Origin of the sequence: Trinickia diaoshuihuensis (genome assembly GCF_003390925.1) — a bacterium.
Classification (GTDB): Bacteria; Pseudomonadota; Gammaproteobacteria; order Burkholderiales; family Burkholderiaceae; genus Trinickia; species Trinickia diaoshuihuensis.
This window is the reverse complement of sequence record NZ_QUBS01000081.1, coordinates 289625-312178: the sequence shown is the minus strand read 5'-3', so window position 1 is coordinate 312178 and position 22554 is coordinate 289625. Positions and strand designations below refer to the sequence as shown.

Annotated in this window: 15 protein-coding genes; 2 read left to right on the top strand and 13 right to left on the bottom strand. The window is 63.4% G+C overall.

Annotation, left to right across the window (positions count from 1 at the left end; all coding sequences use genetic code 11):
- The 5 genes from DXT59_RS19660 to DXT59_RS19640 all read right to left on the bottom strand — a co-directional run bounded on the left by DXT59_RS19660 (position 1) and on the right by DXT59_RS19640 (position 7419).
- Entirely contained in the window at positions 1 to 408 is a 408-nt protein-coding gene (locus DXT59_RS19660) for a DUF2384 domain-containing protein (RefSeq protein ID WP_116138667.1), read from the bottom strand.
- Between the two features lie 151 nt (positions 409 to 559).
- On the bottom strand, positions 560 to 2071 hold the full coding sequence (locus DXT59_RS19655) for an efflux transporter outer membrane subunit (RefSeq protein WP_116138532.1): 1512 nt from the start codon (positions 2069 to 2071) through the stop codon (positions 560 to 562).
- 19 nt (positions 2072 to 2090) lie between these two features.
- Complete coding sequence (locus tag DXT59_RS19650) at positions 2091 to 5285, bottom strand: efflux RND transporter permease subunit (protein WP_116138531.1); 3195 nt, start codon at positions 5283 to 5285, stop codon at positions 2091 to 2093.
- A gap of 22 nt (positions 5286 to 5307) precedes the next feature.
- Entirely contained in the window at positions 5308 to 6528 is a 1221-nt protein-coding gene (locus DXT59_RS19645; protein WP_116138530.1) for an efflux RND transporter periplasmic adaptor subunit, read from the bottom strand.
- A 45-nt stretch (positions 6529 to 6573) separates the two neighbouring features.
- Positions 6574 to 7419: an alpha/beta hydrolase gene (locus tag DXT59_RS19640; RefSeq protein WP_116138529.1), complete on the bottom strand. Its 846-nt coding sequence runs from the start codon at positions 7417 to 7419 to the stop codon at positions 6574 to 6576.
- A 194-nt stretch (positions 7420 to 7613) separates the two neighbouring features.
- On the opposite strand from DXT59_RS19640, the gene DXT59_RS19635 reads away from it, so the two are divergent.
- Complete coding sequence (locus DXT59_RS19635; protein ID WP_116138528.1) at positions 7614 to 8618, top strand: LysR family transcriptional regulator; 1005 nt, start codon at positions 7614 to 7616, stop codon at positions 8616 to 8618.
- Positions 8619 to 8771: 153 nt separating this feature from the next.
- Complete coding sequence (locus DXT59_RS19630; protein WP_116138666.1) at positions 8772 to 9071, top strand: DUF4148 domain-containing protein; 300 nt, start codon at positions 8772 to 8774, stop codon at positions 9069 to 9071.
- 144 nt (positions 9072 to 9215) lie between these two features.
- Here the strand turns inward: DXT59_RS19630 and DXT59_RS30975 are convergent, their stop codons facing one another.
- The 8 genes from DXT59_RS30975 to DXT59_RS19590 form a co-directional block, all read right to left on the bottom strand.
- On the bottom strand, positions 9216 to 9398 hold the full coding sequence (locus DXT59_RS30975) for a hypothetical protein (protein ID WP_205417456.1): 183 nt from the start codon (positions 9396 to 9398) through the stop codon (positions 9216 to 9218).
- A gap of 31 nt (positions 9399 to 9429) precedes the next feature.
- Entirely contained in the window at positions 9430 to 10464 is a 1035-nt protein-coding gene (locus tag DXT59_RS19620) for an APOBEC family cytidine deaminase (protein WP_162878160.1), read from the bottom strand.
- Between the two features lie 260 nt (positions 10465 to 10724).
- Positions 10725 to 11789, bottom strand: coding sequence for a purine-nucleoside phosphorylase (locus DXT59_RS19615; RefSeq protein WP_116138525.1), 1065 nt, complete (start codon positions 11787 to 11789; stop codon positions 10725 to 10727).
- A 101-nt stretch (positions 11790 to 11890) separates the two neighbouring features.
- Positions 11891 to 14359, bottom strand: coding sequence for a mechanosensitive ion channel family protein (locus DXT59_RS19610; protein WP_116138524.1), 2469 nt, complete (start codon positions 14357 to 14359; stop codon positions 11891 to 11893).
- A 129-nt stretch (positions 14360 to 14488) separates the two neighbouring features.
- Positions 14489 to 15562 carry a selenide, water dikinase SelD gene (gene selD, locus DXT59_RS19605; protein ID WP_116138665.1) on the bottom strand — a complete coding sequence of 358 codons (1074 nt, stop codon included), beginning with the start codon at positions 15560 to 15562 and terminating at the stop codon, positions 14489 to 14491.
- A gap of 20 nt (positions 15563 to 15582) precedes the next feature.
- Positions 15583 to 20451, bottom strand: a complete 4869-nt coding sequence (locus DXT59_RS19600) for an NAD-glutamate dehydrogenase (RefSeq protein WP_116138523.1) — start codon at positions 20449 to 20451, stop codon at positions 15583 to 15585.
- On the bottom strand, positions 20343 to 21296 hold the full coding sequence (locus tag DXT59_RS19595; protein ID WP_116138522.1) for an alpha/beta fold hydrolase: 954 nt from the start codon (positions 21294 to 21296) through the stop codon (positions 20343 to 20345). Before DXT59_RS19595 ends, DXT59_RS19600 begins: the two co-directional genes overlap by 109 nt.
- Positions 21293 to 22333 (bottom strand): M14 family zinc carboxypeptidase, encoded by a 1041-nt coding sequence (locus tag DXT59_RS19590; RefSeq protein ID WP_116138521.1) that lies wholly within the window; start codon positions 22331 to 22333, stop codon positions 21293 to 21295. Before DXT59_RS19590 ends, DXT59_RS19595 begins: the two co-directional genes overlap by 4 nt.
- Positions 22334 to 22554: the final 221 nt, after the last annotated feature.

The window sequence follows — 22554 nt, the reverse complement described above, 5'->3', positions numbered from 1 at the left end:
CTAGCTGCCCGCCTGCACTTCCTGCGCAACGATGTGCTTGAGCAAGTCTTCCGTCCGTCCGCTCGCCACCAGTTGTTCCGCCGTCTTGTACTCGAACTCCGACAACGGCTCATTGCGGTACCAAAACAGCGCTTGCTTCACGCACCCGTGAATATCGGTGGCCGCGCGAATGACGCGCAGCGCTTCGCGCAAAAAACGCTGCACGCTCTCGGACGACGGCGTGCGGCTCAGCGTGTTGCGGTGCACGCCCGCTTGCCGCGCCAATGTCTGCATGTCGATATGCAGCGCTTCCGAGAAACGCCGCGCCGAGACGATCGGCGCCGCGAACGCGGGATCCCGCAGCGAACTCATGAATTGCTCGAAACTCTCGCCTTGCGCGACATCCTCCACTACGACCGTCGAGTTCATCTCTTCTACCTCGCATCCTTCGTGCGCGCGCGGCGCACGAACCAGGTGCCCGTCGCCCACTTGATCTGCGCGCGCCCGGCCGCCCTATCGATTCGAAACGCGCCGCTCCCCACGCTCCGGGAGCGGCGCACTGCCTCACTTCGTCATTGCTTCACTGCTTGGCCACTTGCTGCGCATCGTTCGGCTTGACGTCACCCCAACCGCCACCGAGCGCGCGGATCAGATTGACCGTCGCCACGGCCCGCGACCCGGCCAACTGACTCGCCTGACGCTGCGCCTGCAGCGTCGTGCGCTGACTGTCGAGTACGTCGAGGTAGTTCACCTGGCCTTCGCGGTATTGCGCCTCCGACAGATGCTGGGCGCGCGCGGCCGCATTCACGGCATCGTTCTGGGCGCGGATCTGATCGTCGAGCAATCGCAGATCGGACAAGCTATCTTCCACCTCGCGGAATGCCGTCAGCACTTGGGAGCGATAGTTCGCCACCTGTTCGTCGTATTGCGCGCGCGCCTGGGCAAGTTCGGCCTTGCGGCGGCCGCCGTCGAAAATCGGCAGCGTCAGCGCCGTACCCGCGAACGGGCCCAGCAAGAACGTACGGCTCGACCACTGGAACAACTGGCTCAAGCCCGACGACTCATAGCCGAAAGCACCCGTCACGTTCAGTTGCGGGAAGAACGCCGACTTCGCCAGACCGACGCGCGCATTAGCCGCCGCCATCGCCCGCTCCGCCGCCGAAATGTCCGGACGGCGTTCGAGCAACGCGGAAGGCAAACCCGCCGGCACGCGCGCGAGCACGGGCACGAGCGGTTGCTGCGGGAACGAGAACTGCGCCGGCGGCTTGCCGAGCAACACGGCGAGCGCATGTTCCGCGGCGGCGCGCTGCCGCTCGACGCCGGCTGCTTCCGAGCGCGCCGTCGCCAGCGAGTTCGTGGCTTGCTGCAGATCGAGCTCGCTGACTTCGCCGGCATCGTAGCGATGCTTGACGAGCGTCAGGCCTTCTTCACGCGACTGCACCGTCTTGCGATACAGGTCCAGTTCCGTATCGAGTTCGCGCAGCGAAAAGTAATTCGATGCCACGTCCCCTTGCAGCGCGAGCTGCACGGAACGGAACAGCGCTTCTTGCTGTTGCGAATCGGCGCGCGAGGCGGCGACGTTGTCGCTCACGCGGCCGAACAGCGGCGCCTCGTACGAGACCGTCGTTTGCGCGCGCCAGAGGGTCATCGGCGGCACATAGGCGTTTTGCGGCAACCCCTGCGACGCGGGCGAAACGCGCTCGCGCGTCGGGCCGAAACCCGCGTCGAGTTCCGGGAACCAAGCCGAACGAGCGGCGTTGAGCGCGGCGCGCGATTCGCGCAACCGGGCGGCGGCCGCCTTCAAGTTCTGGTTCTCCGCCAGCGCTTGGTCTTCGAGCTTGTTCAACGTCTCATCGCCGAAGACCGTCCACCATTGGCCACGCTCCAGCACTTCCGAAGGCTCCGCGCTCTTCCAAGTGCCCGCCTCGGAGGCGGGCAGCGGCGCTTCCTTGAACGCGGCCGGCGTATCGACGTCGGGGCGCTTGTAGGTCGGGCCCATCGAGCACGCGGCCACGAGCGTCATCAACAACCCGCCCGCCAAGGCTCGCTGCGCAAGGCGCGAAGCGCCGGCAACCGAATCAAACCGTTTCATCTTTATGTTTCTCCTGGCCTCAAGCATCCGTCAATTCGGGCTCGAGGTCCGATTCCTTATGCGAGTCCTTGCCTGCCACATGGATCTTGCCGCCGGCCATCGTCCGCAGCACCACGTAGAACACCGGCGTGAGCATGAGGCCGAACAGCGTCACGCCCAACATCCCGAAGAACACCGCGATACCCATCGCATGGCGCATTTCGGAACCGGCGCCTGTGGACAACACGAGCGGCACCACACCCATGATGAACGCGATCGAGGTCATCAAGATCGGGCGCAGCCGCAGGCGGCTTGCCTCGATCGCCGCGGCAACGGGCGTGCGTCCGTCATGCTCGAGTTCGCGTGCGAACTCGACGATCAGAATCGCGTTCTTCGATGCCAAGCCCACCAGCACCATCAAGCCGATCTGCGTGAAGATGTTGTTGTCGCTGCGCAACAGCCATACGCCGGCCAACGCGGACAGCACGCTCATCGGCACGATCAAGATGACGGCGAGCGGCAGCGTGAGACTCTCGTACAGCGCGGCCAGCACGAGGAACACGAGCAGCACGCTGATCGGGAACACCCAGATCGCCGAGTTGCCGGCCAGCACTTGCTGATACGTCAGGTCGGTCCACTCGAACTTCACGCCGCGCGGCAACACTTCCTTCGCGATGCGCTCGATTGCCCCCTGCGCTTGGCCCGACGAATAACCGGGCGCAGGACCGCCGTTGATGTCGGCGGCGGTGTAGCCGTTGTAGCGCACCACCATCTCGGGGCCGAACGTCGGCGAAACGGTGACGAGCGAGGACAGCGGCACCATGTCGCCCGCGGCGTTACGCGTCTTCAACTGCAAGATGTCGTCCGGGTGCGCGCGGAACGGCGCATCGGCCTGCACGCGCACTTGATACACGCGCCCGAAGCGGTTGAAGTCGTTGACGTACAGCGAGCCCAGGTAAATCTGCATCGTGTTGAAGACGTCCGTCACCGACACGCCGAGCTGCTTGGCCTTCACGCGATCCAGATCGACGTTGAGCTGGGGCACGTTGATCTGATAGCTCGTGAACAGCGGACCCAACTCGGGCGCTTGTTGCGCGCGCTTGATGAACGCCTGCGTCGCCGCGTCGAGTTGCGCGTAGCCGAGCGCGCCGCGATCCTCGATTTGCATCTTGAACCCGCCCAGCGTACCCAGGCCGAGCACCGGCGGCGGCGGGAACACGGCAACGAACGCGCCCTTGATGCCCGCGTACTTCTGATTGAGCGCTCCCGCGATCGCACCGGCCGACAACGCGCTAGAGCCGCGCTCCTTGAACGGCTTGAGCGTGACGAAAACGATGCCCGCGCTCGAGCTGTTCGTGAAGCCGTTCACCGACAAGCCGGGGAACGCCACCGCGTGTTCGACGCCGGGCTGCTGCATCGCGATCTCGCCCATGTCGCGGATCACCTGCTCGCTGCGATCGAGCGTCGCGCCGTTCGGCAACTGCGCGAAGGCGATCAAATACTCCTTGTCTTGCGCCGGCACGAATCCGCCCGGCACGATGTGCATGACGAGCACCGTCGCGCCGAGCAGTACCGCGTAGATCCCGAGCATCAGCGATTTGCGGCCGAGCACGCCCGTCACGCCGCGGCCGTACGATTCCGACCCGCGCTTGAAGACCTTGTTGAAGCCGCGGAAGAAACCGCCGAAAACACGGTCCATCGCTCGCGTGAGCCAATCTTTAGGCGCATCGTGACCGCGCAGCAAGATCGCGCACAGAGCCGGCGAAAGCGTCAGCGAGTTGAACGCCGAGATCACGGTGGAGATCGCGATCGTCATCGCGAACTGCTTGTAGAACTGCCCGGTCAGGCCGCTCATGAACGCGAGCGGCACGAACACGGCCACGAGCGTCAGCGCGATCGCGATAATCGGTCCGCTCACCTCGCGCATCGCTCGATAGGTGGCCGCTCTCGCGCTCAAGCCCGCCGAGATGTTGCGCTCGACGTTCTCCACGACGACGATCGCATCGTCCACGACGATCCCGATCGCCAGCACCATCCCGAACAGCGACAACGCATTGATCGAAAAACCGAACGCGAGCAGCAGCGAGAACGTGCCGACGATCGAAACGGGCACCGCGACGAGCGGAATGATCGATGCGCGCCACGTTTGCAAGAACACGATCACCACAATCACGACGAGCGCGATCGCTTCCAGCAGCGTATGGATCACGGCCTCGATACTCGAACGCACGAACTGCGTCGGGTCATAGACGATGCTGTAATCCACGCCGGCCGGGAAGTCCTTCTTCAAATCGGCCATGTCCTTGCGGACTTGATCCGAAATGGCGAGCGAGTTCGCCCCGGGTTGCTGGTTGATGGCGAGCGCGACGGCCGGCTTGTTGTCGAGCAGCGAGCGAAGGCCGTACTCGGACGCGGCAAGCTCGACGCGGGCGATATCGCGCAGATACGTGACGGCGCCGTCGGGCGCCGTCTTGATGACGATCGCGCCGAACTGCTCCGTGGTCTGCAAGCGGCCGCGGGCATTGACGGACAACTGCAACGGCACGCCCGGCAGCGTCGGCGAGCCGCCGATCACGCCGGCCGCCACCTGCACGTTCTGCTCGCGAATGGCGTTCACGACGTCGGCCGCCGCCAGGTTGCGCTGCGCGAGCTTGTTCGGATCGAGCCAAACGCGCATGGCGTAGTCGCCCGAACCCCACAGTTGCACTTCGCCGACGCCCGAGATCCGTTCCAACCGGTCCTTGACGTTGAGCAGCGCGTAGTTGCGCAGATACGTCATGTCGTAGCGGTTGTCCGGCGAGATCAAGTGCACGACCATCGTCAGCGTGGGCGAGCTCTTGATCGTCGTGACGCCAAGCCGCTGCACGTCGTCGGGCAGACGCGGCAACGCTTGCGACACGCGGTTTTGCACGAGCTGCTGCGCCTTGTCCGCATCGGTGCCGAGCTTGAACGTGACGGTCAGCGTCATATTGCCGTCGCTGTTCGCCTGCGCCTGCATGTAGAGCATGTTCTCGACGCCGTTGATCTGCTCCTCCAGCGGCGAGGCCACGGTCTCCGCGATCACCTTCGGGTTCGCGCCCGGATACTGCGCGTGGACGACGACCGACGGCGGCACGACTTCGGGGTACTCGGAGATCGGCAACTGGAACAGCGCAATCACGCCGGCCAGCAGGATCAGGACCGAGAGCACCCCCGCGAAAATAGGTCGGTCGATAAAAAATTTAGAAATGTTCATATCGCTATCTGAGTCACGATTCTCAGGAATTCTTCGCTTGGGTAGCGCGGCCCGCGTCGGCAGTCGGATTACCGCCTTCGCCGCCCGCCGGGTCATCGGTCATCGGCACCATGTGCGCGCGCACCGTCGCGCCCGGACGGACACGCTGGATGCCGTTCACGACGATGCGCTCGCCCGCTGCCAGGCCGGCCGTGATGACGCGCAAATTGCCTTGTTCCGCGCCGAGCTTCACTTCGCGGTACGCCACCTGCCCCTTCGGATCGACGACGAGGACATACTTCTTGTCCTGATCGGTGCCGATCGCGGCTTCGTCGATCAACAGGGCCGGGTGCGGTTCGCCGCCGCCCACCTTGACGCGCGCGTACAAGCCCGGCACGAGCGTGCCGTCGGCGTTGTCGAAGCGCCCGCGTACGCGGATCGTGCCCGACGACGTATCGAGCCGGTTGTCGACGGAGGCGATGACGCCCTTGCGCGAATAGCCGGTTTCGTCGGCGAGCCCGAGGTCCACCGGCACATTGCCGCCGTTACGCACGCGGCCGATGTACTTGAGGTAGGTCTGTTCGTCGACGTCGAACGATGCGTAGATCGGCGAGACGGACACGAGCGTGGTCAACGGCGCCGCGCTCGCACCGGCCGAGACGACGTTGCCCACCGTGATCTCGGCGCGCGACACGCGTCCCGAGACCGGCGCGACGATCGTCGTGTAGCCAAGGTTGATCTGCGCCGTTTCGAGCGCGGCCTGCGCCGCCTTCACGTCGGCGGCCGCCTGCAACGCGGTGTTTTGCTTTTCGTCGTAGTCGCGCTTGGCAATCGCGTTGTCGGCCATCAAGCGCTGCGCGCGTTGCCAATCGGTCTGCGCATAGCTGTTGTGCGCCTGGGCCGAAGCGAGCTGAGCCTTCGCGCGATCGACTTCGGCCGCGTACGGACGCGGATCGATCACGAACAGCGTTTGCCCTTTCTTGACGAGCGCACCGTCCTTGAACTCGACCGCCACGATCGTGCCGGAGACTTGCGGACGCACGTCCACCCTATCGACGGCCTCGAGCCGGCCCGAGTACGTCTGCCAATCGGTGACGGTACGGTTCAACACCGTGGCGACATCCACTTCCGGTTCCATCGGCGCCGCTTGCGCCGGCGCGCTCGCGTTCACGCGAATCGCGCTGAGGGCGCCGATACCGGCAACCGCTGCGACGGCAAGGACCGCGTAGGCGATGCGATTACGAGAAAAAGGTTTCTTGGTCATTGTCGAGGCTCCGGGGTGTGATGACTTGTTCTATGACGTTCGAGATCAACCGGCCGTGACAGCATGCGGCTGGAGCTGACGCTCGAAAAAGCGGACTGCATCTTGCAAAGCTTGCGGATCGTACGCGATTCGTTCATGCGTCGCATTCGGGTACCGCATGACCTGCGTCGGGACGCCCGCGCCGATCAGGCGAGCGGCGTAGGTTTCGGCTTCGACGTGCAAAACGTCGTTGCGCGCCGTTGCGATAAACGCGGGCGGCAATCCCGCGAGCCGCGCCGATTCGAGCGGCGCGGCGTACGGATGCATGCGCTGCGACGCCTTCGGCAAATACGCCTTGTAGCTCAGCAAACATTGCCGCGGCGAGATGTCGGATTCGACCTTGCGCTCGTCCGCGAGGCACGTCATGCTCGGATCGAGCATGGGACTAAACAATGCGATCGCGCCGATGCGCACGTCGCCGCGGTCGCGAGCCATGAACGCGAGGCCGTTGGCCACATGGCCGCCCGCGCAATGGCCGGCGGCGAACAAACGCTTGCCGTCCGCGCCGATCGACTTGCCCGCCGCCGCGGCCCAGCGGGCGGTGCGGTAGGCGTCTTCGAGCGCCGCGGGAAACGGATGCTTGGGCGCGAGCGAATAGCCTACCGAGACGACCAATACAGGTAAATGCTCCGCGAAATGCCGGGCGGCGAATTCGGCGTCGTCGAGCGATCCGCCGACAAAAGCTCCGCCGTGAAAATAAAGCACGACCGGCAATGAGCCTACGCCGGCGCGGCGATAAAGCCGTACCTGAATATTGCTCTCATAGCCTGCGATCTGAGCTTCGTCGACCTGAAGCGGCTGCCCGCTCCAGGGCGAACCGGCCGTCAGACCACGGGAATGCGTAGTGGACATGTTCGAAACGCGCAAGGCGCGACAGTTTCACGATGCCCGAATTGTCTGTTCGGCAGAGTTCCGGATAAATGCCTATAATCCGGCAACACAATTCACCGCGCCCGAACAATAGATCCCATTAGATGGGACTGTCCGGAATGGCGCGTCAGTGCACAATAGCGGTGAATCATTGATTCTTCAGTTGGAGAACGAAGATGGATCGCCTCCAGGCCATGCAGGTATTCACGCGTGTGGTCGACACGAACAGTTTCACGAAGGCTGCTGAAACGCTCGATCTCCCGCGCGCGTCCGTCACGACGATCATTCAGAACCTCGAGTCGCACCTCGGCGTGCGCCTCATGCACCGCACGACGCGCCGCTTGAGCCTCACGCCCGACGGCGCCGCTTATTACGAGCGCTGCGTGCGGATTCTAGCGGACGTCGAAGAAACCGAAAGCAGCCTGCAAAACGGCAGCAAAAAGCCGAGCGGGAAGCTGCGCGTCGATATGCCGGGCTCCATCGGCCGCACGATCGTCATTCCATCGTTGTGCGAATTCCATACGCGCTACCCGGATATCGATCTGCAACTGGGCTTCTCCGATCGGCCCGTCGATCTGCTGCAAGAGGGGGTCGATTGCGTGATTCGCGTGGGGGCGCTGCAAGATTCGTCGCTCGTCGCACGGCGGATCGGCCTGTTCGAGTGCGTCACGTGCGCGTCCCCCGAATATCTCGCACGCGCGGGAGAGCCGCGCACGCTCGAAGAATTGAGCCAATATCACGCCGTCAACTACTTCTCGAGTAGGACGGGGCGCGTCATCGATTGGTCGTTTCTCGTGAACGGCGAGGAAATCGAAGTGAAAATGCCGGCGTGCGTGTCCGTGAACGATGCCGACGCCTATCTGACGTGCGCGATCGAGGGCTTCGGCCTCATTCAAGCACCGCTCTACATGGCGTTGCCGCATCTGCGCTCGGGCGCGCTCAAGGAAGTGCTGCCCGAGTGGAAGCCGTTGCCGATGCCGATTTCGACGGTGTATCCGCACAGCCGCCACCTATCGCCGAAAGTGCGCGTGTTCGTGGACTGGGTGGCCGAAGTATTCGACCGCTGCCCGCTGCTGAGCGGCCGTCAAAGCCTCGACGCCGTCTGCAGCAAGCGCACGCCCGAAGAGCGCGAGAACGCGCCGGCGCTCGATACGCCGGTCCTCACGGAGTGGGTGGTCTGACGTCCTCGGCGGAACATCGAATATCGATTGTTCCGCCTTCCCGACAAATTATTTCGCAAAACTCGGGTTTATCCCGATATCGAACGCGCCTACATTTGCTCCTACCGCGACGCCGATCACCGGCAACGCACTCGATACAACAGGAGCAACATCATGAAGCGCACCCTTGCAGCCGCCCTTTTCGTTTCCCTTTTTGCCAGCACCGCGGCCTTCGCCGACGGCGGTATCGGCCATAACGGCTCGTATCAAGATCAATCGTGGGCCGGCAAGAGCACCAAGACGCGTGAAGAAGTGCGCGCCGAGGTCGCCGCCGCCCGGCGCGACGGCACGCTGCCTTCGATGAACAAGCAGAGCTACCCCGATCTGAGCTTGGCCGGCGAAACGCAAGCAGCTCGCGTCGCGCTCACCGAGCAAGGCAATACGGGCGTCGCACTCGCTCGCGCCGGCAACTAAACCGGTCACCGCGCATCGCTTCCAATAAGGAGTCCTAAATGTTCGACGTAACCCCTTCCTTGCTCGATCATTGGGATAGCGACACGCCCGTCTGGACGCCGTTCGAACCGCGGCGGCAACATGCCGCCGCCGCGTACGACACGCTCAGCGCTGCGGCACGCCGTCTCGCCATTCTCCCCAATGCGTCGCAATCTCCTGGACGGGCGGATTGCCGGCCGAGAACAGGTTATGTAACGCGGGTAGGTAATCCGTAAGCGCTGCGCCAACGCCGCCTTGACCTGAACGGCAGTTGCTTTCGCCCCAGCCGTTGAATAGCTGTATCTGCATCGCCCGCGGCCCTATCGAGTATAGATACTCGCTAGGGCTTCTCGTCCATGGGAATCTCGCCAAGAGGGCCGTGCTTAAGTAAAAAATCGAAAGGCTTCGTCTTTACCATGAGGTAAAGCTCGTCGCGCATCAAAAGCTTTTCTCTTAATAGCGATTTAATGCCAAGGTCATCATCAAGCTCAAGAACCGCCAGGTGCTTTATTAGCTCCTTATATTTTTTACGCTTTGACTTATGAATGTTTGCTATTGATGGCGGGTTACAATAAAATTCCAACGCAGCCTCAATTTCCTTTAAGACATTAGAATTTGCATTCTGAACAGAGCTACGAAATTCCAGAAACAATTCCTCATCCGGCGTTGGCTCTCTCGTCTCGTCAGCCCCTAGTTCATCGGTAATTTTATCGAGTCGCGCAGCCTCGTACATGAGTGTGGCATAAGTCATTTCATGCGGGAGTTTCCGCTTCGTCAACTCTCTGTACCCCTTTCTCTCGCTAGCAACAGCCCATTCTTTCACCGCATAGCCATGCCGCATCAACCCGATAATATTCAACCTATTGATGAGCTTGCCATCGTCTCCCGAATACAATTGCAGCATCTTCAATCTTATTGAAATCCCTTGCTTTTTTATGAATTTAATCAGCTTCTGCGTGCACTCCGTGCAGGGCGACCTGGACAACTTGATTGTGATATACGGTGGCTGATCACAACCACTTTCAATCGACATTTTATTTTGGAGAGCTATTATTTCCTTGTAAATCCTCGTTTCGACAAACTCGTCCCAAGCTGACATGAAGCAGTCCTCGGCGTGATTTCCGGTTACTACTTGTTCTCCTATTAGATAGCGCCGCTCAACCATGGATCCATTATGAAAGTTACCCAATATGAAACCACAGAATTTAACGATCGCCACCACCCCGTATTCCGAGTTTAGATTGTTTGCATTACTCAGCCCACCCTTCGTAACCTGATCCACGAAGAAAGGTCCCCAAATCAGCGCGCCATTGTTGCGCATTTTTGCTTCCTCGAGAGTACTCGCGAAGAAGGTGCCATATTTCCCCTTGTCCACCTTGATCTCCTCACTAGATAAGTGCGATTTTCTTGTAGTTCGATGTGGGACCGCTCGACGCTCGTTAAGAACCGCGACCAACGCTAGGACGAACACGGGGAGAAGCGCAGTCACGAGGCGCATGAACGGAGCAGCAACAGTCGGGCGAAATCGTTCCGCAAGAGTGGCAACACCGGCGCGATCCTTTCCTACACGGGATACCTGCTGCCGGACAAACCGACTGGAACCGCGGCGGCAATACGCCGCCGCGTACGACACGCTTAGCGTTGCGGCACACCGTCTCGCCACTCACCCCAATGCGTCGCAATCTCTTGCACGAGCGGATTGCCGGCCGCGAACAGGTTCTGAACCGCGGGCGTGAAGCCGCCCTGCGCCGCGTAGTTCAAGAGGTTGTCGGCGCTCGTCTGCCCCGCATAGGGACGGTCGAAGTCGGACCCGGTACGCAGGTCGGCCACGCGCGACAGATCGACGCGATGCGCATTGGCAGCGCGCGTCAAAGCCTCGAAGGTCGCGTTATCTTCCTGCTGCGTGGTGCAGTAGGTGCCTTTGCCGTCGGTCAGGATTTTCACCCAGTCGCGCGCGCGTTGGCCGAGGTCCGTGCCCGAGAACCAGGTATCGCCCGCCAACGTGTCGCACTGAATCACGGCCGGCGGCTGATTCGCGGGCGCATAGCCGAACTTCGCGCGCGCCGCTTGCGCTTGGGCGCTATCGCTCAGCACGGCGTTGCGCGATAGCGCGTAAGCCGCATCGGTCAGCTTCGCATTGAGTTGAAACACCTCGGTCTTGTAGTCGAGCGGCGGCTTTTGATTGGGGTTCGTCGTATTGATCCCAAGGTAGCCCGTATTCCAGCCCGGGGGAATTTCGCGCCCATCGAGTTCCCACTGAATGCCGAAATCGACGAGGTATTTCGACCAGGCTGCCGAGCCGATCGTGCCTTGCGCCGGATCGATGCCTGCGATCCCGGCGATCAAAAAGTACGTATGGCGCAGGTCGAAGCGCGGAGAAAACGTCAATGCCATCGTGGACGCCGCGGCGTTGGCATGACCCATGCCCGTCGTCATCACGCAAACGTCCTGCTTGTTGCAGTGAACGTCGGGATAGTCGGGCGACAGACCGGCAACGGGAATCGACTCCCACGGGCCAAGGTGATCGAGCCAAACCTGCCCTTCGGGCGCGAACATCGAGATGATCATCACCTTGACGTGCCGGCCATGCGAGCCGTAGCCGGCGCCAAAAGCCGAATCGTTGTCTTGCGCGCTCGAGGCCGTGGCCGCGCAAGCCGTCAGCGCGATGGCGCCGATCGAGAGGATGGTACGAGTAAGCATGGGCGTTCCTTTGATTTCGTGATTTGTTTAACAGAACCGCTCGCTGACGCAGGTGCGGGGAGCACCGCGCGCGTCAGTATAGAGGCACGCCCGGCGTGCCGTCACTCATTCGGGGCGGATGGATCGCCGTGCGCCTTTTCGCTTTCCCCGGCTTGCGCGCGATCTACGTCATGCACTTTCGTAGTCCCCTCTCGCGGCGGCACGAGGACATTGCGCAGCGGATTGGCGATCACGATGCCGCGCTCGCGGAAGCGCTCGGCGATACGCCGGTTGAATTCCCGCTGAATCGGCCACCGCGCCGTGTCGCGGCATTGAAGCTGGCCCACGAGCGTAATCATGGAGCCGTCCACCTGATCGACGCCCCAGAAACTGAAGTCGCTGACGATGCCGTCCTTGAATTGCGGATCGGCGCGCAACTCGGCGCCGATTTCGGCGAGCGTCGTCTTCGCCAGCTCGATGTCCTCGCCGTAGGCGATGCTGACCTTGACCGCCGCGTTGCCGAGCCCCCGGTTCGAGTTCGTCACGGTGGAGACCGAACTGAACGGCACGGTATGGAGCGCGCCGTCGCCCCCGCGCAAACGCACGGTGCGGATGGAAAGATATTCGACCGTGCCCGATACGCCCGCGAGCGTCACCCAATCGCCCACCTGCATCGCGTTTTCCATCAGCAAGAACATGCCGGTGATGAAATCCTGCACGAGCTTTTGCGAACCGAAGCCGAGCGCCACGCCGAAAATACTCGCGCCCGCGAGCAGCGGGCCGATATTGACGCCGATCTCGCTCAAGCCCGTCAGCCCGACGACGAGCGCGATACCCACGAACAGCGCGGTCCGCAACATCGGCAGCAACGTGCGCAGGCGCGCGGCGCGCATGAGATCGCCGGCGTCGGTCCAACGGTGGAGCCGGCGCTCGATCGATACGTTGATGGATTCCCAAACCAGTAGTGCGATAAAACCCGCGACGGCGATCGTCACGGCAGCCGAGAGCAACCGTCGGCCGACGAAGTTCCCCGTAAACATGCGCCATACGTGGACGTCCCATACCCACAAGACAAGCGAGGCCGCCACCGCCACGATGACGAGACCGATGAAACGCCGAAGCCACGGATAGTAGCGCTGAGCGCGCTGCAACGCGATCGACGGCGACTCGCCGTCGCGCGGCTTGAAGATACGCCCCAATACGCCGAAAGTGACGATCACGACAACGCGCGCGCCGACCAAAATCAACAGCGAGAACCCACCGTGCTCGAGCAGAGCTTGGTAGCCGTTGCGCACGTCGAGCGCCCAGATGAACCATAGCGCCATAACGATGAAAACGGCCACGGCCGCCCAGATATCGGCCAGCCAATTCGCAAAGAAGCGCAAGAGCCCGGACGTGGCGCACTTCGATCGAATCCAACCGGCGACGGGGCGCCGGATCTGCAGGATCAACACCGCGATCATCACGTGCCCGACGAGTGCGACGGCTTTGGCGATGCCGAGGTGCGCCTCGGCCGTGAGCCCGAGCGAGACCGGTGTTTCGGCTAAAGCGACGCCCACGCCTAGCACAATAACGAGCCGCAACACCCAGCCTTCGCTGAACGCGGCCCAGCTATCGCCGAGCGGCAACATCCGCAGCCTCGGCGCATCGGCGGCGAACAAAAAGCCGCTCGCCAGCACCACGGCGCGCGCGATCGCGTAGATTTCGATGAGCGTCTCGACGACATCCGCCTCGGGGGTGCCGTCGTCGGTCAGCAGCGACATGGCGACGATCGCCACGCCGACGAACGCGGCGAGCGGAATGGCTTGCAACAGTGTATGCAACAACGCATAGGGCAGACGTTGCAAGAGCGACCAATGCTTGCCGGCGTGCACGGCGTTGCGCTGATTGCGCGCCGCGCGTACGGCGTGCTCGTCGATGCTCGCCGCGGGCACGTTCGCGTTCAGCGTGCGCACCTCCTCGTCCGCCTGGGCATTCGCGCTCTCGCCTCGAGCGTCCGCGCTTGCTTCGGCCTCGGCTTTACCGAGCGCCAAGACGGTCACACGCTTGCGCAACGCCCATGCGAAGAACCAACTGGCCAGCCAGGCCGGAACGAACGTCGCCACGAGCGTCCAAGCCAGTTGCTCCAACTGCGTGCGCCCCTGGGTGCTCGTGATCTCGTAGCCCCACCAGGCGCGCACCGAACGGACGTCGAGCAACGCGCCAGCCGAATGACGCAGCGAAACCGCGGTAGAACGGATAGCGCGCACTGCCTGATGCGAAAGCTGCGACACGAGCCCGTTCGATGCGATCGCCGACAACACGCCCGAGGCGCCCGATGCGGCGGCCGGCGTACCGGCAGCGGGTGTACTGGCAGCCGGCATCGAAAGCGCGCCCGCGGCGGCGATGGCCCGCAGCGTATCTTCCATTTGCGCGCGCGACTTCGGGTCGCCCAGCACTTGCAGCGCATGTTTGGCCTGATCCGGCGTCAGGACGACCGTGGAAGGATTGGAGACGGGCTGCGCCGCGGCGGGAGCCGACGCGGAAGCCGCATAAGCCGGTGAAACGCACAAATAGACAAAGGCAAGAACGACGAGGATCAATGTACGCATAGGGCCGTGAGGAAGAAATGCCAATGACAGGATGCGCATGCAGCCAACCGGCCACCGCGCGCGCCGTCCTTATCTGACTCCGTTCTCACCGAACGATTCCGACAGCGTGCCCTCGCCGATCGCCGCGGGTCAAGCCACGACGATGCGCGGCTCGCCTGCGATCACCTCTCCGATCACCGCGGCACGTGAAAAACCCTCGGCGCGAAAACACGCGAGCACGTCACCCACCGCATCCGGCGCGCACGCCGCGAGCAAGCCGCCCGAGGTCTGGGGATCGGTGAGCAAAGCGCGTGCCACTTCGGGTAAATCGCGATCGAGCTCGATCTCCTCCGCGTACGAGGCCCAGTTGCGAGCGGAGGCACCGGTGACGATGCCGCGCGCAGCCAATGCCTGCACGCCCGCGAGCCAGGGCAAGTCGCGATAATGCAAACGGATACCGACGCCCGCCCCGCGCGCAAGCTCCAACGCGTGACCGAGCAGTCCGAAGCCCGTGACATCGGTCAGCGCGTGGACCTGCGGCATGCCGGATAGCGCGATACCGGGGCGGTTCAAGCGAGTCGTGGAGTCGATCATCTCCGCGTAGCCCGCGCGATCCAATACCTCCTTCTTGAGCGCGGCCGACAAAACCCCGACGCCGAGCGGCTTGCCGAGCACGAGCCGATCGCCCACGCGCGCCGTGCTATTGCGCTTGACGTTCGCCGGATGCACGACGCCGAGCGCGGCGAGTCCGTAGATCGGCTCGACCGAATCGATCGAATGACCGCCCGCCACCGGGATACCCGCTTGCGCGCAGACGCTTTCGCCGCCGCGCAAAATCGCGGCGATCGTCTCGCGCGGCAACACGTTGATCGGCATGCCGACCAGCGCGAGCGCGAGCAGAGGCCGCGCACCCATCGCATACAAATCCGAGAGTGCGTTCGCCGCGGCAATCCGGCCGAAGTCGTAGGGATCGTCGACGATCGGCATGAAGAAATCCGTCGTCGCGACGATCGCCTGTTCGTCATTGAGGCGGTAGACGGCCGCATCGTCGGCCGTTTCGCGGCCGACGAGCAAATCGGGGAACATGGCGGCTGGCGACGGCAACGCTTGCGTCGCGAGCAATTGCGCCAAGACGCCGGGGGCGATCTTGCAGCCGCAACCGCCGCCGTGGGAGAGGCTCGTCAGGCGCGGCACTTGGCTCGCGGCCTCGGATAGGCCGTTCATCGGGTCGTTCGTCGATATGTTCATCCGCGTTCCAGTACGGTCATTTCACGCACCAGCACGAGCAGCATCGACAAGCTCGCCCCGCCCGATGCGCGCTGCTCGGCGATCAACTGCGCAAAGCGCGCGAGTTGCGGCGCGCGCTCATCGCGCCACGCGGCGGCGATCGCCTCGGCGCCGGCCCGCTCGGGTGCGTGGGCCAGCGCACTCACTGTCAGTGCGCGCTTGAGCCTTGCCAACTCGGCGAGCGCGGCCGCGCGGGCGAGCATGTCCCAATGCGTATGCGTAGGCAGCGCACTGGCGCGCTCGCCGATGAACCCGTAATCGAGCATCGTGCCAAGCGCGAAGTACACGCCCGCGACGAGTTCGAGCGGCTTGGCGACGTTCGACGCCACTTCCGCCACGTCGAGCACGGCCACCGAGATCTCGCCGCCGGCCACACGCCGGGCCAGTTCCGAATCGACGCCCGCCAGTTCGAGCGCTTGACGACGTTCGTCGAGCGCCTGCAACTCCACGCTCGGCAACAGCGACGGCATACGCGGCGCGAGCCTTGCCGCGGCCTCCCGGCAACGCTCGATCAATGCGCGCACGTTCTCGCTTTCCCGAGCGCGCTGCTCGGTTTGCAATTGCCGCAAGAACCAAAGCGCCGCGCGCTCCATCAACCGCGCCACGTCGACGAACATCCGGGCTTGGACGTCGTCGGCCACGTGATTGTCGAGGGCATCGATATTGCACCAAATGTCGTCGATATCGAATACGTCCCGCGCCATCATGCAAGCTCGCACGATATCGCCGGGCTCGGCGTCGGTCTCCTCTTGCAGCCGGTGCACGAACGCGCAGCCGACCCGGTTGACGAGCGCGTTGGCCACGTGCGTCGCCAGAATTTCACGCTTCAGAGGGTGGCGCGCCGCGGCATCGGCAAATCGCGTCTGCAACGGTTTCGGGAAATAGTCGCGCAACATGTCGGCGACGAGCGGGTCCTCGGGGAGATCGGATTCGAGCAGCGCGTCGTAGAGCCACATCTTGCTGTAAGCGAGCAGCACCGCGCGCTCCGGCGAGGTCAATCCGGCTTTGGCCGCTTGCCGTTCGGCGACATCCTCGTCGTTCGGCAGGAACTCGATCGCGCGGTTCAAGCGGCCGGCGCGCTCCAGCGTGCGCATGAGCCGCACCTCCGATTCGAACGACTCGGCGGCATACCGGCCGCCTATCGCGAGCGCCTGCGTCTGCTGATAGTTGTCGCGCAACACGAGCGATCCGACCTCGTCGGTCATTTCCGCGAGCAACGCGTTGCGCTGCTTCTCCGTCATTTCGCCATCGGCCACGACAAGTCCGAGCAAGATTTTGATGTTGACTTCGTGGTCGGAGCAATCGACGCCCGCGGAATTATCGATCGCGTCGGTGTTGATTCGGCCGCCCTGCTGTGCGTATTCGATGCGGCCTAGTTGAGTCAGGCCCAAATTGCCGCCCTCGGCGACGACCTTCGCGCGCAGTTGCGCGCCGTTCACACGCACGGCATCGTTGGTTCGATCGCCGGCCTGCGCGTGCGTTTCTCGCGTCGCCTTGACATAGGTGCCGATGCCGCCGTTGTAGAGCAGGTCCACCGGTGCGAGCAGGATCGCGCGAATGAGTTCGCTCGGGGCCAGCGAAGCGGCAGTGATGCCGAGCACCGCCTGCATACTTGGCGAGACCGGTATCGACTTGGCCGTGCGCGGGTAGACCCCGCCGCCCGGCGATATCTTCGCCGGATCATAGTCGGCCCAGCTCGAACGCTCAAGTGCGAACAGGCGCTCGCGCTCGAGAAAGCTCGTTTCGGGATTCGGATCGGGGTCGAGGAAGATATGTCGATGATCGAACGCGGCGACGAGGCGGATATGGCGCGACAGCAACATCCCGTTGCCGAACACGTCGCCCGACATATCGCCGATGCCGACCACGGTGAAATCGGTCGTCTGCGTATCGATGCCCATCTGCCGGAAGTGGCGTTTGACGGACTCCCATGCGCCACGTGCGGTGATACCCATCTTTTTGTGGTCGTATCCGACCGAGCCGCCCGAGGCGAATGCATCGTCGAGCCAAAAACCGTACTCGCGCGCGATCGCATTCGCGTAATCGGAGAACGTTGCCGTCCCCTTGTCGGCCGCGACGACGAGATAGGGATCGTCGCTATCGTGACGCACGACGTCGGGCGGTCCGACGATCGCACCGGCCTGGCGGTTGTCGGTCACGTCGAGCAAGCCGCGCAAGAACGTCTGATAGCAGGCGATGCCCTCGCGCATGAGCGCTTCGCGATCGCCGCCAACAGGCGGGTTCTTGACGACGAAGCCGCCTTTCGAGCCCACCGGTACGATGACCGTGTTCTTGACCATCTGGGCTTTCATCAGCCCCAGCACTTCCGTGCGGAAATCCTCACGCCGGTCGGACCAGCGCAAACCGCCGCGCGCGACGCGTCCGCCGCGCAAATGCACGCCTTCGACGCGCGGCGAATAGACCCAGATCTCGAACATCGGCTTCGGCTCCGGCAGGCCGGGCACGCGCGAGGGGTCGAGCTTGAACGAAAGGTAAGGCAGCGGCTCGCCGTTCGGATCGCGACGGAAATAGTTGGTGCGGATAGTTGCGTTGATGACGCCGAGGAATTGCCGCAGGATGCGGTCTTCGTCGAGATTCGGCACTTGATCGAGCGCCGTCTCGATCCCCTTGAGCAACGCTTCGGTCCGCGCCGCGCGCTCGGGTCCGAGCGCCGGATCGAAGCGCGTGAGAAACAAATCGACGAGCCCTCTCGCGAGGGCCGGATTGCCTGTCACCGCGCGTTCGATATAGGCGTCGCTGAAGGTCGAGCCCACCTGGCGCAGGTACTTCGCATAGGCGCGCACAATCGACACTTCGCGGGCGCCGAGTTGAGCGCGCAACACGAGGCGATTGAAATCGTCGTTCTCGACCTCGCCGCCCCAAACGCGCGCGAACGCCTGTTCGAACAGCGCCTTGACGCGCTCGATGTCGAATTCCACATCGTCGGTCAGTTCCAAGCCGAAGTCGTGCACCCATGCCGGCATCGAACCCGCGGGCTCGATAAGGTACGGCCGCTCCTCATCCACGCGTACGCCCAAATGTTCCAGCATCGGCAAGCTGCGCGAGAGCGCGATCGATTGCCCGGCGCGATAGACCTTGAATCGAAACGCCCGGGAAGCCGCCTCGATCGGCCGATACAAGTTCATCGAGAGCGTCTCGTTCCGATGCGCGGCTTCGATTAGCTCGATATCGCGCACCGCCGTGCGCGCCGCGTAATCTTCGCGATAACCGGCCGGAAACGAATCGCCGTAGCGCTGCAGCAGACGATTGCCCTGCTCCTCGCCGAAGCGCTCGAGCAGCGCGTCGGCGAGATCGTCCTGCCAACGGCGCGTCGCTTGTACGAGCCGCGCTTCGAGTTCTTGCGTATCGACATCGGGCAACACGCCCGTATTCGTCCGCACGACGATATGGATGCGAGCGAGCGGCGACTCCGAGAGCAACGGCGTGAACTCCACGCTCGTGCCGTTGAACGCATCGGCCAGGAGTTTGGCGATTCGTTGCCGCAGATCGGTGTTGTATTTCTCGCGCGCGACGAAGATCAGACACGAGACGAAGCGCTCGAAGCGGTCGCGCCGCACGAACATTCGCGTACGCTGATGCTCTTGCAGACGCAAGATGCCGAGACCGATGTCGTACAGTTCGTCCTCGTTCGCTTGAAACAGCTCGTCGCGCGGATATTGCTCGAGCACCGTCACCAGCGATTTATGCAAATGGCCTTTCGCGAGGAAACCCGCGCGCCGCATGACGTTTTCGCATTTACGCCGCACGATCGGAATATCGTTGATCGAACCCGTATAAGCCGTGGACGTGTACAACCCCAGAATGCGGCGCTCGCCGCTCAATTTTCCATCGGGACCAAAGAGCTTCACGCCCACGTAGTCGAGATAGCCCGGCCGGTGCACGGTCGAGCGCGAGTTGGCCTTCGTCAAAAAGATTGGCGAAGCCTCCTCCATGATGGCCGCCGCCGCATGCGGCAACGGCGTGAGATCGGGCGCATCGGCGCGCCGCAGGCTTTCGCGCAAGATGCCCGTACCGGTTCCCTCCACGCCGCGCAGCGCGAAGCCCCCCTCGTGCGGCACCAGCGCATAATCGCGCAGGCCCAAAAACGTGAAATGGTCGGCCACCATCCATTCGAGGAACGCGCGCGCTTCGGCGGCATCGTCGCCCCCTTCGGCTCCTTTGCCCACCGCCAGGCCCTTGATCGTTTCCTTGGCCACCGCCTGCATCTTCGGCCAATCCTCGACGGCGGCGCGCACGTCGCCCAGCACGCGCGCGATGTTCGCGCGCAACTCGGCCAGTTTCGACGCCTCGCTGCAACGGTCGATCTCGAAGTGAATGAACGATTCGAGCCGCGACCGATTCGGCGCGCTTTCTTCCGTATCTTGCGCCCCGCCCGGCTCGATCCGCGCAATCGCTCCTTGCGCGTCGCGCCACACCCGGTAGACCGGATGGATGGCCGAATGCAGCGTCAAGCCGCAGCGGTTGACCTCCATCGTCACCGAATCGACGAGAAACGGCATATCGTCGTTGACGATTTCGATGACGGTGTGATCGGAATGCCAGCCATGCTCGTCGAGCACGGGGTTATAGACGCGCAGCACGGCCGTGCCGGGCGCGAATCGCTGCGCCGTTTGCCAATGCGCCATCGCGGCGCCGTAGAGATCGGCAATCGCGCGGCTTTTCAGGTCTTGCGCATCGACGAGCTCGTAGTAAAACGTCAGAAACGATTCGATTGGACCAAAAGCGGGCTCGGACCATCGTCCGCGCGCATATTCGACAACGTCCGTGAGCAAATGAGCAACGGCTTCTTCGTTTTTCGACGGCATGCTGCCTCCGGGTGACGATGCTCGGCGTTTAGGATGGGCCCGGCCGTTTGAGGGCGATGATGCGCCGGCGAGGGGAACGCCACAGTCAAAGCATTCCCCGCCCATGCGGCGATGGTGTCCGCTAGCCAAGCGCAGTCGTCGTGGGGTAAATCGTGCCCTGCCCACGGATGCTCGATCAGCGTCGCGCCCCATATCGCCGCCAACTTCGCTGAGCAAGCGGGATGCACGAGCGCGTCGTTGCGCGAGGCGAGCACGAGCGTCGGGCAGCAAGGGGCCGATGCGGCGCCGCGAAAACGGGCCGCCGCCGCGACTTGCCTAAAGGCATTGCGCCGGGTCGGCGGCGCGCTTTCGTAGATCGCGCTCCATGCGGCGAGGTCGGCCTCGCGCGAGTCCACGCGCCGGCACGTCAGGGTATGAATTGCCGATTCGGCACGCCGTCTCGTGCGTGCGTGCCAGCACAAGGCGGCGCGCGCAAGCAACGGCCATGCGCTGGGGCGCAGCCGCTGAAACGGGTCGTTGTAGCGGCGCAAACTCGTATTGATGAGCACGAGCCGCTCGACCTCCAACGGAAAACGCTGCGCCCAATCGACCGCCACCATCGCCCCGAGCGACAGAGCAATGACGCGATACGGCGGCGCATACCCGCGTGCGGCGAGCCGTGCGCGCACGAAATCCGTGGTCGCGGCGAGGCTGACCGGGGCATGCTCATCCGCATACTCGCCGCAGCCTGGCAAGTCCGCGCAAACGATCTCACCGCTCAGACCGCGCGAGCGCAGCCGCTCGGGCAGTTGTGCCCAATGTCTCGCTTCGCGCGCGAGGCCCCGCAGCAAGATCCAGGCGCTCATGCCCGCGGCCTCCGGTACCAGTGCTCTACGGCGCGCGTCATCAATACGTCGCGGCTCGCGCCGCACGGAAGCCACCGCTGCGACGCGTAGGCGGCGCGCGCGAGAAAGTCGAGCAAGTTCGTATGACGGCGCAGCACACGTTCCGTGCGGTGGGCTTTGATCGGATGAAACATCCCCTCGCGCCGCAAAATCTGCAACGGATTCTTCTTGACCCACAACCAGGAGCCGAGTTCGAGCGTCAACGGCAGAAAGATCGACGGCGCGCGCCGTCTGTCGTACGCGTAGTCCCACAGGTCGCCGTGCGCGAGATATTGCATGCTTTGCGGCTCGAACTGATACCCGTGGTGCGGGTGCGCTTGCTCGAACATCGCCTTGAGCACGTACATTTCCGGCAAATGCACGATATGCCGTGTCGATTTCGCGTAGGGGAACCAGATGCTGTCGCGAAAGCCGTAGCCCGAATGGCAATCGAGCGCGAAACTGAGCGGCCGCGACAACAACTCTTCCTCGACCACGCGCAGCATCGTCGCGGCTTCGAGCTCCATCGGCGCGCCGCTGGCGCCGCGGTACCAAGGCAGCCAAGCGCCGATGCGCTGGCCGCCCGCCAAAAACGGCACGCGGCCTTCCGCGTTTTGCGGCGCATTACGCATCAGATCGACGCCGTTCGGATTGGAGCGCGTCATCGCCCACATCCCGCCCGGATTGACGATCGGCATGAATACGAGCCGGACCGTGCGCAGTTCGTCTTGCAAGAGTTCATCCCATTCGAGCCGCGCCACGAGGCACCGCATGTAGTCGAGCAGCAATTGGGTGCCGATCCGCTCCAAGCCGTGGATGCCCGCGAAAAAGCCGATCGCGGGCGCCTGTGGATCGGGCGAGCCCAGCGTGGCGACGTAGATGGGGAACTCACCCGCGCGCGTGCTCACGCGGGAAACCATGCGCACCGCGAGGCGCCGGCCGCCCGCGTCGAGAATCGCCTTGAACTCTTCGTATTCGGGGAACGTGGTCTCGGGCAACGAGGGAAGAGAGGCGGTCATCGCGTGCAACCCGAGCGTCGATCGAAGAAGTCGTACCGCCAAAGCGGACGTGTTCCTCAATATAGGCCGTTTTCAGACGATCCGCGCCTAGGAGTTCCGCGACCCAAAGCGGTTCCATCGTCTTCGCAGAAATGGCTCTGAGGCTAAGAGCCAAAGCTGGCTATAGTCGCCGTACCGTGTCGGCCGAACCGAGCGCCGACGAAGCCCCATCGATCCGGCGA